Annotated in this window: 15 protein-coding genes; 11 read left to right on the top strand and 4 right to left on the bottom strand. The window is 66.8% G+C overall.

The window, feature by feature from the left end:
• Nucleotides 1-16: 16 nt before the first annotated feature.
• The 9 genes from C2862_RS20770 (at nt 17) to C2862_RS25345 (ending at nt 7,890) form a co-directional block, all read left to right on the top strand.
• Nucleotides 17-1,438: an SLC13 family permease gene (locus C2862_RS20770; protein ID WP_136222176.1), complete on the top strand. Its 1,422-nt coding sequence runs from the start codon at nt 17-19 to the stop codon at nt 1,436-1,438.
• An 18-nt stretch (nt 1,439-1,456) separates the two neighbouring features.
• Entirely contained in the window at nt 1,457-3,124 is a 1,668-nt protein-coding gene (gene mdcA, locus C2862_RS20775; RefSeq protein ID WP_136222178.1) for a malonate decarboxylase subunit alpha, read from the top strand.
• 9 nt (nt 3,125-3,133) lie between these two features.
• Entirely contained in the window at nt 3,134-3,463 is a 330-nt protein-coding gene (gene mdcC, locus C2862_RS20780; protein ID WP_136222180.1) for a malonate decarboxylase acyl carrier protein, read from the top strand.
• Entirely contained in the window at nt 3,460-4,380 is a 921-nt protein-coding gene (locus C2862_RS20785; protein ID WP_136222182.1) for a biotin-independent malonate decarboxylase subunit beta, read from the top strand. Before mdcC ends, C2862_RS20785 begins: the two co-directional genes overlap by 4 nt.
• Nucleotides 4,380-5,108 (top strand): biotin-independent malonate decarboxylase subunit gamma, encoded by a 729-nt coding sequence (mdcE, locus tag C2862_RS20790; protein WP_136222257.1) that lies wholly within the window; start codon nt 4,380-4,382, stop codon nt 5,106-5,108. The genes C2862_RS20785 and mdcE overlap by 1 nt, the downstream gene beginning before the upstream one ends.
• Nucleotides 5,092-5,769, top strand: coding sequence for a malonate decarboxylase holo-[acyl-carrier-protein] synthase (gene mdcG / locus C2862_RS20795; RefSeq protein WP_136222184.1), 678 nt, complete (start codon nt 5,092-5,094; stop codon nt 5,767-5,769). Before mdcE ends, mdcG begins: the two co-directional genes overlap by 17 nt.
• Nucleotides 5,757-6,692: a triphosphoribosyl-dephospho-CoA synthase MdcB gene (mdcB, locus tag C2862_RS20800; RefSeq protein WP_136222186.1), complete on the top strand. Its 936-nt coding sequence runs from the start codon at nt 5,757-5,759 to the stop codon at nt 6,690-6,692. The genes mdcG and mdcB overlap by 13 nt, the downstream gene beginning before the upstream one ends.
• On the top strand, nt 6,692-7,624 hold the full coding sequence (locus C2862_RS20805) for an ACP S-malonyltransferase (RefSeq protein ID WP_136222188.1): 933 nt from the start codon (nt 6,692-6,694) through the stop codon (nt 7,622-7,624). The genes mdcB and C2862_RS20805 overlap by 1 nt, the downstream gene beginning before the upstream one ends.
• Nucleotides 7,625-7,749: 125 nt before the next feature.
• Nucleotides 7,750-7,890 carry a hypothetical protein gene (locus tag C2862_RS25345; RefSeq protein ID WP_168710129.1) on the top strand — a complete coding sequence of 47 codons (141 nt, stop codon included), beginning with the start codon at nt 7,750-7,752 and terminating at the stop codon, nt 7,888-7,890.
• A gap of 228 nt (nt 7,891-8,118) precedes the next feature.
• Here C2862_RS25345 and C2862_RS20810 read toward each other — a convergent pair whose 3' ends face one another.
• Nucleotides 8,119-9,252 (bottom strand): GNAT family N-acetyltransferase, encoded by a 1,134-nt coding sequence (locus C2862_RS20810; protein WP_136222190.1) that lies wholly within the window; start codon nt 9,250-9,252, stop codon nt 8,119-8,121.
• A 75-nt stretch (nt 9,253-9,327) separates the two neighbouring features.
• Between C2862_RS20810 and C2862_RS20815 the strand changes: the two genes are divergently transcribed.
• Together C2862_RS20815 and C2862_RS20820 are read left to right on the top strand one after the other, a co-directional pair.
• Entirely contained in the window at nt 9,328-11,376 is a 2,049-nt protein-coding gene (locus C2862_RS20815) for an NAD(+) synthase (RefSeq protein WP_136222192.1), read from the top strand.
• A gap of 30 nt (nt 11,377-11,406) precedes the next feature.
• Nucleotides 11,407-11,745: a P-II family nitrogen regulator gene (locus C2862_RS20820; protein ID WP_136222194.1), complete on the top strand. Its 339-nt coding sequence runs from the start codon at nt 11,407-11,409 to the stop codon at nt 11,743-11,745.
• A 15-nt stretch (nt 11,746-11,760) separates the two neighbouring features.
• Here the strand turns inward: C2862_RS20820 and C2862_RS20825 are convergent, their stop codons facing one another.
• From C2862_RS20825 to C2862_RS20835, 3 genes are all read right to left on the bottom strand, one after another.
• Nucleotides 11,761-12,369 carry a trimeric intracellular cation channel family protein gene (locus C2862_RS20825; RefSeq protein WP_136222196.1) on the bottom strand — a complete coding sequence of 203 codons (609 nt, stop codon included), beginning with the start codon at nt 12,367-12,369 and terminating at the stop codon, nt 11,761-11,763.
• Between the two features lie 261 nt (nt 12,370-12,630).
• Nucleotides 12,631-14,820 (bottom strand): ATP-binding protein, encoded by a 2,190-nt coding sequence (locus C2862_RS20830; RefSeq protein WP_136222198.1) that lies wholly within the window; start codon nt 14,818-14,820, stop codon nt 12,631-12,633.
• Nucleotides 14,821-14,972: 152 nt separating this feature from the next.
• Entirely contained in the window at nt 14,973-15,641 is a 669-nt protein-coding gene (locus C2862_RS20835) for a Smr/MutS family protein (RefSeq protein WP_136222200.1), read from the bottom strand.
• Nucleotides 15,642-15,650 lie beyond the last annotated feature (9 nt).

Here is a 15,650-nt window from a genome sequence, read left to right on the forward strand (position 1 = left end):
CATGAAGGAGATGGCAGTGTCTTCTCATATGCTTTCGATCTATGCGCTGGTGCTGATGTTCATCATCGCCACCGTCCTGCCGATCAACATGGGCGTCATCGCCTTTGTCGGCGCCTTCCTGGTCGGCACCGTGGTGGCCGGCATGACGACCAAGGCCATCATGGCCAGCTTCCCGGCCGAACTTTTCCTGACCCTGGTCGGCATCACCTTCCTGTTCGCCCAGGCACAGAACAACGGCACCATCGACTGGCTGGTGCGGCTTGCCTTGCGAGCGGTCGGCGGACGCATCGCCGCCATTCCCTGGGTGATGTTCGCGATCGCGGCCCTGCTCACGGCCGTGGGCGCGGTCAGCCCGGCGGCGGTGGCGATCATCGCCCCGATCGCTCTCGGCTTCGCCGCCAAGTACGGCATCAATCCGCTGATGATGGGCCTGATGGTGATCCACGGCGCCCAGGGCGGCGGCTTCTCGCCGATCAGTATCTACGGCGGCATCACCAACAAGATCGTGCAGAAGGCGGGCTTGCCGCTCTCCGAACTGACCACGGCTTTCGTCAGCCTGGGCGTCAACCTCGGCGTGGCAATCATCCTGTTCTTCCTGTTCGGCGGCATGCGCCTGATGCGCCAGAGCGCACCGGGCAAGGGCGGTGCGGGTATGCCGATGCCGGGCTTTAACACCCAGGTCGCGGTGGCCGCGCAGGGTCCGCAGATCTACGACGAATGCGAAGGCGAGGCCCTGAGCGAGGAACGGCTGACGATGGCGCGCTCGCAGGAGGCGCTGACCGCCACCGGCCCCGGGGCGGGTGCCGCCGCGGCAGCCGCCGCCTCGGCGCCTGCCGTCGATGCGCCCGCCACGCTGCAGCAGCTGGCCACCGTCGTCGGCCTGATCGCGCTGGCGGTGCTGACCCTGGTCTACAAGCTCGATATCGGCTTCGTTGCCGTCACCATCGGCCTGCTGCTGTCGATCATGGCGCCGCAAGTGCAGAAACGCGCCATCGGCCAGGTCTCGTGGCCGGAAATCATGCTCATCGTCGGCGTCAGCACCTATGTCGGCGTGATGGAAAAGATGGGCACCATCTCCTTTGTCGGCACCAGCGTGGCCAGCCTGACCTCGCCGCTGATGGTGGCCCTGTTGCTCTGTTTCGTCGGCGCGGTGGTCTCGGCCTTCGCCTCGAGCACGGCGGTGCTGGGTTCGCTCATTCCGCTGGCCGTGCCCTTCCTGCAGGCGGGTACCGGCGTCGATCCGATCGGCTTCATCGCCGCGATGGCGGTGGCCTCCACCATCGTCGACGTCAGCCCCTTCTCGACCAACGGCGCCCTGGTGCTGGCCAATGCCCAGGGCATCGACCGCGACGTATTCCTGCGCCAGCTGATGATTTATGGCGGTATCGTGACGCTGGTGGCGCCGCCCGTGGTCTGGCTGCTGTTCGTGGTGCTCTAAGCTTTCAAAGGGATTGACATGGCTGAAGCAGAAAACCGCTGGAACCGCCAGCAAAGCAACCGCGAGGCCCGGCTGGCCCGGGCGCGCGCTGCCCTCGGGCCCGCCCTGAACGGCAAGATCGTGGCCGCCGGCCAGATCGTCGAGCTGCTGCACGCGGTGCTCGAATCCGGCGACCGTGTCTGCCTCGAGGGCAACAACCAGAAGCAGGCTGATTTCCTCGGCAAGGCACTCACAAAGCTCGATCCGCAGCGCGTCAACAACCTGCACATGCTGCTGTCGGTCCTGTCGCTGCCCGAGCACCTGGACGTGTTCGAGAAGGGGATCGGCTCGCGCCTGGACTTTTCCTTCTCCGGACCCCAGGCCGGCCGGCTGGCCAAGATGGCGGCGGCGGGCAAGCTGAACATCGGCGCGATCCACACCTACCTCGAACTGTTCGGGCGCTACTTCGTCGACCTGACGCCGCGCGTGGCGCTGGTGGCGGCCGAAATGGCCGACCGCGAGGGCAACCTGTACACCGGGCCGAACACCGAGGACACCCCGGCCATCGTCGAAGCCACGGCCTTCAAGAGCGGCATCGTGATCGCCCAGGTGAACAAGATCGTCGACAAGCTGCCGCGCGTGGACATCCCGTCCGGCTGGGTCGAGTTCGTCGTCGAATCGCCCACGCCTTATTACATCGAGCCGCTGTTCACGCGCGACCCGGCCCAGATCTCCGAGATCCAGGTCTTGATGGCGATGATGGCGATCAAGGGCATCTACGCCGAATACGAGATCGAGCGCCTGAACCACGGCATCGGCTTCGACACCGCCGCCATCGAACTGATCCTGCCGACCTATGCCGCCGAGCTGGGCTTGAAGGGCAAGATCGCGCGCCACTGGGCGCTCAATCCCCATCCGGCCCTGATCCCGGCAATCGAGGCCGGCTTCGTCGAATCGGTGCACTCCTTCGGCTCGGAGCTGGGCATGGAAAACTACATCCGCGCCCGGCCCGACGTTTTCTTTGTCGGCCCCGACGGCTCGATGCGCAGCAACCGCGCCTTTTCCCAGGCCGCCGGCCACTACGCCTGCGACATGTTCATTGGTTCCACGCTGCAGATCGATTTGCAGGGCAATTCGTCGACCGCGACGCTGGGCCGCATTTCCGGCTTCGGCGGCGCGCCCAACATGGGGTCCGACGCGCGCGGCCGCCGCCACACGAGTCCCGGTTGGCTCAAGGCCGGACGCCAGGCGCGCGAAGGGCGCAACGTGATCCCGCGTGGGCAGAAGCTGGTAGTGCAGATGGTCGAGACCTTCCGCGAGCACATGGCGCCGGCTTTCGTCGAGCGCCTCGACGCCTGGCAGCTGGCCGAGCAGGCGAACATGGCGATCCCGCCGGTGATGATCTACGGCGAGGACGTCACGCACATCCTGACGGAAGAGGGCATCGCGAACCTGCTGCTGTGCCGCACCGATGAAGAGCGCGAGCAGGCGATCCGCGGCGTGGCCGGCTACACACCGGTGGGCATGGCACGCGACCGGCGCATGGTCGAGAATTTGCGCGACCGCGGCATCGTCCAGCGTCCCGAAGACCTGGGCATCGACAAACGCCTGGCTACGCGCGACCTGCTGGCCGAGAAGAACATGAAAGGCCTGGTGCGCGCGTCGGGCGGCCTGTACGAGCCGCCGAAGCGCTTCAGGAACTGGTAAGGAGAACGGATGGAAACCCTGCATTTTCGCTATGAAATTAGCTCCCCCTTGGCTGGCGGCAAGCCGCCCGCCGGCACGCCGCAACTGGTCGGCGTGGTCAGTTCGGGTAACCTCGAAGTACTGATCGAGCCGGCCGCGCTGGCCGGCGCCTGCGAGATCGAGGTACGCACCGCCGCCGTCGGCTTCGGCGCCACCTGGGAAGCGGTCATGCGCGACTTCCACGCGCGCTGGCAGCTGGCGGACACCCGCATCTGCATCAACGACATGGGCGCGACGCCGGCGGTGGTCAGCCTGCGCCTGGACCAGGCCGTGGAATCGATGACCGGAGGCCTGCCATGAGCAGCTATCTCGAACTCTCCGCGCGCCAGCGCATCCCCCGTATTTTCGACGCCGGCAGCTTCGCCGAATTCCTGCCGCCCGCCGCGCGTGTGGTCAGCCCGCACCTGGCGCAGCTCGACGCGCCGGTCTCCTTCGACGATGGCGTGATCGTCGGGCGCGGCCTGCTCGATGGGCGCGTCGTGTTCGGCGCGGCCCAGGAAGGCGGTTTCATGGGAGGCGCGGTGGGCGAAGTCCACGGCGCCAAGCTGGTCGGCATGCTGCGCCGCGCGGTGGACGAAGGCGCGCATGCCGTGCTGCTCCTGCTGGAATCGGGCGGGGTGCGCCTGCACGAGGCGAACGCCGGCCTGATCGCGGTATCGGAAGTCATGCGCGCCATCCTCGACGTGAGGGCTAGCGGGATTCCCGTGGTGGCGCTGGTGGGTGGTGCGAACGGCTGCTTCGGCGGCATGGGCATCACGGCGCGCTGCGCGAATAGCGTGGTCATGTCGGAAGAAGGGCGGCTGGCGATGTCGGGGCCGGAAGTCATCGAAACCGCGCACGGCGTCGAGGAATTCGACGCGCGCGACCGGGCCCTGGTCTGGCGCACCACCGGCGGCAAGCACCGTTACCTGCTGGGCGATTGCCAGGCGCTGGTGGCGGACGATACCGATGCCTTCCGCCAGGCGGCCATCGAGGCGATCGCCGCCGCACATCAGGGCGAGGTGGCCTTGACGCTGGCCGAACTGCTGGCCGAGCAGGACATGCTGGCGCGGCGCCTGCGCGACTTTGGCGGGCAAATCGAGCCCATGGAAGTCTGGCGCGCGCTCGGCGTGCCCGATCCGAAAGCGATTCCAATGCTCGAAGCCGATGCCTTCGTCGCGCTGGCCGACAACTATCGTGCCGGTGCCGATGCCGGTGCCAGTACAGGAGGACGATGATGGATTGGCAGACATTGGCGACGCAGCTGTTCCCGGAAGGGCACGACATCGTCGAACGCGAACACTTCCTGTCCGGGACCGGCCAGGCAGCCGGCCGCACGGTGGCCGTCATCGGCACCACCGACCACGCGCCGATCGGCATCGAGATTGCGCTGGCCCAGGCCCAGGCGGTCTTGCGGACGGTGCAGGATCACCCGGGACGGCCGATCGTGATCCTGGTCGATACCCAAGGCCAGCGCCTGCGCCACCGCGACGAAATGCTCGGCATTAACAGCTACATGGCCCACCTCGGCAAGTGCGTCGACTTCGCGCGGCGCCAGGGCCATACGGTGCTCGGTCTCGTCTACGACCAGGCGCTGTCTGGCGGCTTCATCACCAGCGGCCTGATCGCCGACGCCTGCTTCGCGCTGCCGCAAGCGACCATCCGCGTGATGGGCCTGCCGGCGATGGCACGCATCACCAAGGTGCCGGAAGAAAGGCTGACCGAGCTGGCCAAGGACAATCCCGTGTTCGCGCCGGGCGCCGAGAATTACCTGCGCATGGGCGGCGTGCACGCGATCTGGGAAGGCGACCTGGCGCGCCGCCTGGCCGCGGCGCTGGCCGAGTCGGACTCGCTGGACCGCCGCATGGTGCTGGGACAGGAACGCGGCGGACGGCACATGGCGCAGCAGGTGGCGGAGGCGGTCAGGACGGGTGCGGTGAAAGCGACTGATGCTGGCCCGGCATGATCTGCTCTGGCTGAGCGAGCAGGGCTGGCGCGAGGCGGTATGGACGGTGCCCGAGGAGGCGGCGCCCGCACTGCTACGCTGGCGTGCTTGCGGCTGGCCGGCCGTGATGCGCCGTGCGGATGCCGACCTGGCGCCTGGCCAGGTCTCGGTCGGGATTCCCTTGCCGCCGCGCGCGGAAGATGGACGCAAGCTGCGCGTCGCCGGCCGCGTCGCCCTGGATGCCATCGTGCGGCAAGCGCCGCCGCTGCCACTGGCGCAGTTGAGCGGCATGCCGGCACACTGGCACGCGCCGCTCGCCGCCCTGGCGCAACAGGCGCAGACGCATGGGCTGGCGATCGGTGTCTTCGGCTCGGCCGCGCTGCAGGCGATCACCGGACAAGCCTACCTGCGCGCCGGCTCCGACATCGACCTGCTGCTGCAGCCGCGCAGCGTCACCGAACTCGATACCGCGCTGGCGTTGCTGCGCACGCATGCGCGCGGCTTGCCGCTCGACGGCGAGATCGTCTTCCCCGGCGGTCGCGCGGTGGCCTGGAAGGAGTTATCGGCTGCGCGCGAGGGTTCACTCGCGAGCCGCGTGCTGGTCAAGGAATTGCGGCGCGTCGCGCTGGTGCGGATCGACGAACTGCTCGCTTCGCTGGAGGAACAGGCATGCCTGAATTGATGCTCGACGCGCCGCTACGGCGTGCCAAATCGAAGCGGCCCGTGCCGGTCGCGGCCAGGCCGGTGGTCGACAGGGCCTTTTGCGCCGCGATCGCGCGCCAGGCCGTGCGCAGCCTGTACGCGGAGCTGACCCTGTATCCGAAGCCGGGCCTGGTCTCGCTGGTCGACAACGGCAGCCACGAGGACATGACGGCCGAGACTTTTTTGCGCAGCCTGTTCGCGCTGCGCCACTACTTCCGCGACATCACCCGCGCCGGCATGGAGGACGCGCCCTTCACGACGCTCAAGCGGCTCGGCATCGCGGCCGAAGCACGGATGCTGGCCGCGACCGGCGGCATCAACACCCACCGCGGCGCCGTGTTCTGCCTCGGCCTCCTGTGCGCGGCGATCGGCAACTGCCGCGCGCGCGGCACGCCCTTGAGCCCCGCGGGCATCCGCGCCACCTTGCTGCTGCGCTGGGCCGAAGCGCTGGCCGCGCACACGCAGGCGCTCGATGGCGATTCGCACGGCCTGCGCGCCGCGCAGCGCTACGCCGCCAGCGGCGCACGCGAGGAAGCCGCACTCGGCCTGCCCTCGGTGTTCGAAGTCGCGCTGCCGGCACTGCGCCATACTCTTGCCAGTGGACGCGGCACGCGCCGGGCCCGCATCGACGCGCTGTTCGCCCTGATGGGCCACATCAGCGACACCAACCTGTACCACCGCGGCGGCGAGGTGGGCGCGCGCACCGTGCAGCGCCATGCGCGCGCCTTTGTCGACGCCGGCGGCACCGGCGCGGACGGCTGGGAAGCGCGCGCGCTGGCCTGCCACCACGCCTTCGTCGCGGCGCGCCTGTCGCCGGGCGGGGCGGCCGACCTGCTGGCCGCGACCTGCCTGGTGCAGGACGTCTGCCAGGGCGCCTCCCAGGGCAGCTCTCAGGGGACCTGATGCGCAGCCGGCTCGCGCTCCTCTGTCCCGGCCAGGGCGCCCAGGGCCCGGCCATGTTCGACTTCGCACGCCTGGAACCCGCCGTCGGCGCCGAACTGGATGCCTGGCTGGCGGGCGCCGGTCTGGATCAGCCTGTGGGGTCGATCCTGGCCGACGAACAGCTGTTGTTCGCCAATCGCTACGCCCAGCCGCTGATGGTGGCCGCTACCCTGGCCAACTGGCGGGCGCTCGGACCGGAGCTGCCGGAACCGGGCATCGTGGCCGGCTACAGCATCGGCGAACTGTCCGCCTACGGCGTGGCCGGTGCGCTGGCGCCTGGCGACGCGGTGGCGCTGGCGGCGCGCCGGGCGCGCCTGATGGACGCCTGCCTGGACGACACGCCGCGCCAAGCGCTGATTGCCCTCTCCGGCATTCCCGTCAGCGTGGCGGCGGAGATGGCGCGCGCCTTCGGCTACGCCGTCGCGATCGAGACAGGCGAGGACAGCCTGATCGCCGGCGGCGAGCACGACACCCACGGCGCGCTGGCGCAGGCAATCGTGGCGGCCGGGGGCAGGGCAAGCCTGCTGCCGGTCACGGTGGCCTCGCACACGCCCTTCATGGCCAAGGCGGTCGAACCGTTCGCCGCGCTGCTACGCGAGCAGCCCCTGGGCGAGCCCCGGATTCCGGTCGTCTCCGGGATGTCGGCCGAGCCGATTCATGCAGCCGAGCGCGCCGTCGAGCACCTGTCGCGCCAGCTCGCCGAACCGATCCGCTGGAAGGACGGCATGGACGCGCTGGTCGAGGCCGGGGTGACGGTGGCGCTGGAACTGGGGCCGGGCGCGGCGCTCACGCGCATGCTGTCCGCCCGCCACCCGCAGATCGCCTGCCGTTCAATATCCGACTTCCGCTCGCCGGCCGGCGTGCGCGCCTGGTTATCCAGGCATGTCGAATAATCCATTCACATGAGCGATACCTGATATTGCTACTCGGAATTGGAAATTCCGACCGAACGCCCGTATAACGGAAGTATCGTTGAACAGGCGGCTGCGCAGCATGCAGCGCAATACAGGAGTCGAACATGAACAAGTTATTGAATGCCATCGCCGCGACCCTCGTCGCCCGCGCCCGTGCGCGCGCCGAAGCAGTGATGCGCAAGCAGGCCGCCGTGACGGCGCGCCACCAGGAAGTCTATAGCGCGAATGCGGGCGGCTGGAACTGATCGCCGCCTTCATGGTGTTTGAACGCCGGCCTTGAGCCGGCGTTTTGTTTTTTACCGTAGGGCGGGCATGCCCGCGTTTCGTGCACACGCGTACTGCGCCGCGTCTAAAGATCACGATGAGGCGCGTCCCGGGCGGGCGGAGCCGTTATGGTGCACACCGGCACGTAAGCGCGGGCATGCCCGCCCTACGGTGCTCTGCAGCCGCATATCCACGCGACTGCCGCGGAATCATCCCTTGAACGGATTGCGCTCGTTCAGCTCATCCATGTAATCGTCGATCCCGCCCGCTTCCCGCTCCAGGAAGCGTTCGATCGCATCCGCAAACGAGGGATGCGCCAGCCAGTGCGCCGACCAGGTGCGCGTCGGCAGGAAGCCGCGCGCCATCTTGTGTTCGCCCTGGGCGCCGCCCTCGAAAGTCTTGATGCCCTGCTCGATGCAGAATTCGAGCGGCTGGTAATAGGACGCCTCGAAGTGCAGGCAGGGCACGTGCTCGAGTTCGCCCCAATAGCGGCCGTACAGCGTATCCTGCGAATGGATGACCAGCGAGGACGCGATCGGCCGGCCCTCGCGCTCGGCGATCACGAGCAGGATATTCTCCGGCATCGTCTCCCCGATGCGGCGGAAGAAGTCCAGGTTCAGATAGGGCGTCGAATAATGCGCCGCGTAGGTGTGGCGGTAGCAGCGGTTGAACAGCTTCCAGTCGGCGTCCGTGACCTCAAACCCGCGCACCCGGCGCAGCGTCACGCCGGCTTCCCGCACCTTGCGCCGCTCGGCGCGGATGTTCTTGCGCTTCTTTTGTTCCAGCGTGGCGAGGAATTCGTCGAAGCTCGCGTAGCCGGGATTGAGCCAGTGGAACTGCACGCCGCTGCGCAGCAGGAAGCCGGCCTCCTGCAGCTGGCGCGCGTGTTCCTCGGGCGGGAACAGGATGTGGGTCGACGAGACCTCGGTTGCCCGCTGCGTCGCCTTCAATACCTCGATCAGGGCCGCGCGCGCGGCATCATCGACCGCCAGCAGGCGCGGACCGGCCACCGGCGTGAAAGGCACGGCCGCCAGCAGCTTCGGGTAGTACTCGAGGCCGTGGCGCTGGTAGGCGTCGGCCCAGGCCCAGTCGAACACGTACTCCCCATACGAATGGCCTTTCACGTACAGGGGCAGGGCCGCGGCCAGGGTCTCGCCGTCGTAAAGCGCGAGGTATTGCGGCTGCCAGCCGGTCTCGGGCGCGGCGCTGCCGGACGCGTGCAGGGCATGCAGGAAGGCGTAGGACAGGAAGGGGTTGGCATCTTCCTGCTGCGCCAATAAACCATCCCAGGCGGCTTGCCCGATCTCGGACAAGGAAGAAGCGATATGCGTGCGATAATTCAAGTGATCTGATACCTAAGTGAAATGAGTCAGGAAGTGTCGCTGGAGACCGCACTCAATGCATGCGAAAGGGGTTCAATGAACAACCGATTTTTCAATCTCTATTCCCACGGATTCGCGCGCGTGGCCGTGGCGATTCCCCGTTGCCGCATCGCCGATCCGGCCTATAACGTCGAGCAGACCTTGAGCCTGGCGCGCCAGGCGGCGGAGCAGGGCGCGGCCCTGGTAGCCTTCCCGGAACTGGGTCTGTCCGCCTACAGCTGCGACGACCTGTTCCACCAGAAGGCACTGCTCGACGCCTGCCAGGACGGCCTCGCGGCGATTGTCGAGGCATCGAAGGAACTGCCTCTGGCGATGGTAGTGGGCCTGCCCCTGCGGGTCAATCACCAGCTGTTCAATTGTGCGGCCGTGGTGGCAAGCGGGCGCGTGCTCGGCCTGGTGCCGAAGAGCTTCCTGCCGAACTACGGCGAATTCTACGAATCGCGCCAATTCTCGGCCGCCGAGTGCGCCGCGGTGGATTCGGTCGAGCTGTTCGGCGACATCGTGCCCTTCGGTCCGAACCAGGTGTTCGAGGTGGAGAACCTGCCACTGCTGCGCTTCCACGTCGAGATCTGCGAAGATGTCTGGGTGCCGGTGCCGCCGTCCTCGTTCGCGGCCATGGCCGGCGCGACCGTGCTGGTGAACCTGTCGGCCTCGAACGTGCTGGTCGGGAAGAGCACCTACCGCCATCAGCTGGTCAGCCAGCAGTCGGCGCGCTGCATGGCGGCCTATCTGTACACCTCGGCCGGACGCGGCGAATCGACCACCGACATGGCCTGGGATGGCCAGGCCATCATCTACGAAAAGGGCGAGATGCTGGCCGAGTCGGCGCGTTTCCTCGACGAGTCGCACATCATCTTCGCCGACGTGGACCTGGAACGCCTGTCGCAGGAGCGCATGCGCGCTACCACCTTCGCGCAGTCGGCACGCCGGCATGCGCAGGAAGTCGCAGCTTTTCGTGTCCAGCGCGTGAAGCTGGCGCTGCCCCTGGAAGCGACGCTGCCCCTGAACCGCGAGATCGAACGCTTCCCCTACGTGCCGGCCGACCGGCTGCTCCGCGACGAGCGCTGCACCGAGGTCTACAATATCCAGGTGCAGGCCCTGATCCAGCGCCTGTCATCGAGCGGTATCCAGAAGGTCGTGATCGGCGTCTCGGGCGGCCTGGATTCGACGCACGCCCTGCTAGTCTGCGCCGCCGCCATGGACCGTCTCGGCCTGCCGCGCACCAACATCCTGGCCTACACCATGCCCGGCTTCGCCACCAGCGGCCGCACCCTGCAGCAGGCGCACAAGCTGATGGAAGTGGTGGGCTGCACGGCGCGCGAGATCGACATCCGCCCGAGCTGCCTGCAGATGCTGAAGGACCTCGGCCACCCCGCCGCCGAAGGGGTGGAGCAGTACGATGTCACCTTCGAAAACGTGCAGGCGGGCGAGCGCACGAATCACTTGTTCAGGTTGGCGAACCACCTGGGCGCGATCGTGATCGGCACCGGCGATTTGTCCGAGCTGGCGCTGGGCTGGTGCACCTATGGCGTGGGCGACCACATGTCGCACTACAACGTGAACGCCAGCGTGCCCAAGACCCTGATCACCCACCTGGTGCGCTGGGTCGCGGAGACGGAGGCCGTGGTGAAGGGCGGCAGCGAGGTGCTGTTGAATATCCTCGGCACCGAGATCAGCCCGGAACTGGTGCCGGGCAAGGAAGGCGACGACAAGCCGGCGCAAATCACGGAAAGCGTGATCGGCCCCTACGAGCTGCAGGACTTTAATTTGTATTACATCCTGCGCTACGGCTTCACGCCGTCGAAGGTAGCGTTTCTTTCCTACTCGGCCTGGCGCGCGAAGCACGAGGGCCGCTGGCCCGACGAGCATGGCGCGCGCAACGAGTACGACCTCGCCGCCATCAAGCGCAACCTGTCGATCTTCCTGTGGCGCTTCTTCAAGACCAGCCAGTTCAAGCGCAGCTGCGTGCCGAACGGTCCGAAGGTCGGCAACGGCGGCTCGCTCTCGCCGCGCGGCGACTGGCGCGCCCCGAGCGATTCGGAAGCGACCGTGTGGCTGGACGACCTGGCGAATATCCCCGACTAATTAAAATATTTTTCTAAAACTGGAGCAGACATGAAACAGATTACCTGCGTAATCAAACCCTTCAAACTCGACGAAGTGCGCGAAGCCCTGGCCGACGTGAACGTCACCGGCTTGACGGTCACCGAAGTCAAAGGCTTCGGCCGCCAGAAGGGCCATACCGAGCTGTATCGCGGCGCCGAATACGTGGTCGACTTCCTGCCGAAGGTCAAAATCGAGGTGGTAGTCGACGACGCCGTAGTCGAGCAGGTGGTCGACGCCATCATCAAGGCCGCGCGCACCGGCAAGATCGGCGACGGCAAGATCTTCGTGCAGGACGTGCAGCAGGTGATTCGCATCCGGACCGGCGAGACGGGCGCGGACGCGGTGTAAGCGAGGGGTGGGGCCTCAGCGCCCCATCTGCACGTCGAACTTCCACGACACCAATCGCATCACGCTGATCGACAAGGCGCTGGTCCACAGCGCGAAGTCGTGCGACACGTTGGTGTACAGGCCCATCAATAGAAACATCCAGTTGCCGAGGAAGGCGCAGATCGCGTAGGGTTTGCCGTCCCTGAACACCATCGGCACTTCGTTGCAGACGATGTCGCGCAGCACGCCACCGAAGATCCCCGTGATCACGCCCATCATCGAGGCGATGAACAAGGGCATGTTGGCGTCCAGCGCGGCCGACGTGCCGGCGATCGAGAACAGGCCCAGGCCGATCGCGTCGGCGATCACGATCAGGCGTTCGGACACGATGTGGCGCAGGGTGCGGATCAGCGGCGAGGCGATCAGGGCCAGTACGAAAATGGCGATCGCGTATTCCTGGTGCGTGACCCAGAACAGGGGACGGCGGTCGAGCAGGATGTCGCGCAGGGTGCCGCCGCCGAAGGCGGCGATGAAGGCGACGGTGAAGACGCCCACCAGGTCCATGCGCTTGCGGCGCGCCTCGATGAAACCGGAAAAGGCGCCGACCAGGATCGCCATGATTTCGATGAACTTGATGAGGGTCATGCAGCGGGCTATTCTGTTGGCATGTTGCTAGACTAACATGCGGCAGAGCGCTTGCGCGGATACATCGTTGATTCGAACATCTCTACGGACAGATGCGTAACGTAGGGTGGGCATGCCCACGCGTTGCAGCGCTGGATTTGTGGTCGTGCATGAAAACGATCGAGCCGCACGCACTGTGGCTCCCGCTCCGTGGAGCCGTCTATCAACCGGTGAACGCGTGGGCATGCCCACCCTACGTTACACCGCGGCCAACGACATGATTCAGGTCGGGCCGGCGCGCTCGGTTTCGGCCAGCGGCAGTTTGACGCTGAAGATCACCTGGCCGTTCTCGTGACGGTAGCTGATCTCGCCCTCGTGCTCGCGCACGATGGTGGCGACGATGTACAGGCCCAGTCCCATGCCGGTGCGGTTGAGCGGATTGTTCAGCGAGCTGCGCTTGAAGGGATTGAACAGGGTCGACGCCTGTTCCTCGGGGATCGGCGCGCCGTTGTTGGTCACCTCGACGGTGGCCCAGCCGGCGTGCGTGTGCAGGGTGACGCCGATCGGGCCGCCCACCTGGCCGTGGTGGCGCGCGTTGCTCAGCAAATTCGACAGCACCTGGGACATGCGTCCGGCGTCGGCGCGCACCATGGCGGGGCCCGGATTGGTCCAGGTGTAGGTGATCGCCGGGTAGGCCAGGCGCATCTCGTCGACCAGGTCGTCGACCAGCGCCGCCAGGTCGGCCGGCTCGAGCAGAAGTCCCAAGCCCAGGCCGCCGTCGATGCGGCTCATGTCGAGCACTTGCCCGATCAGGCGCTGCATGCGGTTCGAGGACGACTGGATACGCTTGCCCAGCGTCGGCTGGTTGCCGCCGCCGCTGCCGCGCTCGAGCAGGGTGCCGGCCATGTTGATCGAGTTGAGCGGGTCGCGCAGGTCGTGGCCCAGCATGGCCAGCAGTTGGGCGCGCGTGGATTCGGTCTGGGCGCGGCGCGCGTTGGAGGCGCGCAGCAGTTCCGACAGCATCAGCCGGGCATTGCTCTGCACCGGCGCTTCCCATGCGTGGGCGCGTCCGCGGACGGTTTCCTGCCAGGCGTCGAAGGAGCCGCGTGGCGTCAGGCGCGGACCCAGCGGGCCATAGGTGACTGTCTTTTCCGGCCGGCCGGCCCAGGACACGTGCTCGATCTGTTCGGTGCGCAGCAGCAGGCACCAGCCGCCGCCGGGCGGATCGAAGGGCAGGCCGAGCATGCCGACCCACTTGCCGAGCAGGGGCTGCAGCTCGGGCGGCCACTCGTCCAGTGCGTCTCGCAGCACCAGGTCGCTGGCATCCGGCGGCAGGGAGCGCACGATGGCCTCCGCCGTCTCCCGTTCGATCGCGCCGAAGGAAATGATTTTGCCGTTGTGGACGCAGACCATCGCATGCGAGCCGGTCGCCTTCTGCAAGGCCTCGGCGTGGTGTGCCAGGGCGTCGAGCGGCTCCTCGTCGATCAGCAGCGACTCGACCAGGCTGGTGCGGACCTGGGCGGCCTGTTCGACCAGTTCGGCATCCTGGCGCGCCTCGATGCTCTGGATGGTCGAGGCCATCACCTGGGCCAGCACGTCGGCCGCCATGCGGATCGAGTAGGGCACCTGCTTCGGTTCATGGTGGTGGCAGGCCAGCAGGCCCCACAGGCGGCCGTTGATCACGATCGAGACGCTCATCGAGGCGCACACGCCCATGTTCTGCAGGTATTCGACGTGGATCGGCGAAACGCTGCGCAGCACGCTGTAGCTCATGTCCAGCGGCGCGGCGCCCGGCACGCCCAGCATCGGTACCGGCGCATAGCCGACATCGGCAATCATGCGCAGGGTCGTGAGGATGTACATGCGGCGCGCCTGGGCCGGGATGTCGCTGGCCGGGTAGCGCTGGCCGAGATAGGGAACGATGTCCTCGCGGCGGGCCTCGGCCACGACGTCGCCGCTGTCGTCCTCGCGGAAGCGGTAAGCCATGACGCGATCGAAACCGGTGAACTCGCGCACCTGGCGTACGGCCGTCTCGAGCAGCGCTTCGATGCTTTTCTGGCGCCGCACGCGCTCGATCGAGCTGTGCGCCTTGACGGCGAACATGGCGACAGTGTCTGCTGGCACGTTTCGGGTTTCAAATTCGCAGACGATGCGGCCCTGTGTGGCATGTACGATGCAGTCGTAGTCGATCCCACCCAATTCGGCGGCGGCAAAGGCCGGCGCGCATTCCCCGTCGACCTGGCTGGAGATGCATTCTTCGATCAGCTCGAGGGCGACCGGGGGCAGGGCGAAGCCCGTGAAGTAGCCGCCGATTTCGAGGCCGGACAGCTCGGCGGGGACGTTCGCACTCCAGCCCTCGAGCACGCCATTCACGCCGAAAAACAGCAGGAAGCCGTGGGGCTGGATGAATCCGGGGATATGGATCGGTTCGTCTGCGCAGGATAGCAGGTCAACCAGGGGCGCCTCGGACATGGGAACGATCGTACTGGACTTCAATGAATTTCCCTTATGGTTGGCGCCGAAATTGACGAAATTTGACGAAATTTGACGAATTCTACAACAGCCGCAGCTCAGCTGTCGCACTACCGCTGTTGTACTGCAAGGAACATTGTATCTTTTCCGCACTAACGATCAAGTGCCGGTTTTAGCAGCACGATCAGCGCGCCGTTGCCGCCATCGGCCCGGTTCGCCACGCAGAAGGCCACCACCTCGTCGAGCTGCACCAGCCAGCTGTGCACCACCGAACGCAGCACCGGTTCGCCGTTCGGCGAGCCGTAGCCGACCCCGTGGATGATGCGCACACAGCGCACGCCGCGGCGCAGGGCACGGCGCACGAAGTCGCCGACTTGGCCACGGGCGACGTCGCGCGTCATGCCGTGCAGGTCGAGCTCGTCCTGTATCGGCCAATGACGCTTGCGCAGCTTTTTCACGACGTCGGGACCGACGCCATCCTTGGCATACGAGAGGGTAGGATTGTCGTCGAGCAGCCCGTCGACGTCGAACATGTCGGAGAGGGATTGCTGCAGCACCAGGGCGTCGTCTTCTTCCTGCGTCAGGACGCGCCGGGTGGGCTGCTCGCGCAGCAGCGCTTCCTGCACCGGGCGATAGACGTAGCGGTTCGATTCCGGCATCTTCTTGACGCCTTCCATCGCGCTGCGGAACTCGATGGCGCGTTCGCGTGCGATGCGTTCGCGCTTTTCGCGTTCGGCTTGTTCGATGGCACGCAGGCGTTCTTCTTCCTTGAGCCGGTCGCGCAAGGATTTGAGGTCCGCAAAGTCTTTCATGCCTGCCATCGTTCTCCT

The organism is Massilia sp. Mn16-1_5 (assembly GCF_004798585.1).
Classification (GTDB): domain Bacteria; phylum Pseudomonadota; class Gammaproteobacteria; order Burkholderiales; family Burkholderiaceae_D; genus Telluria.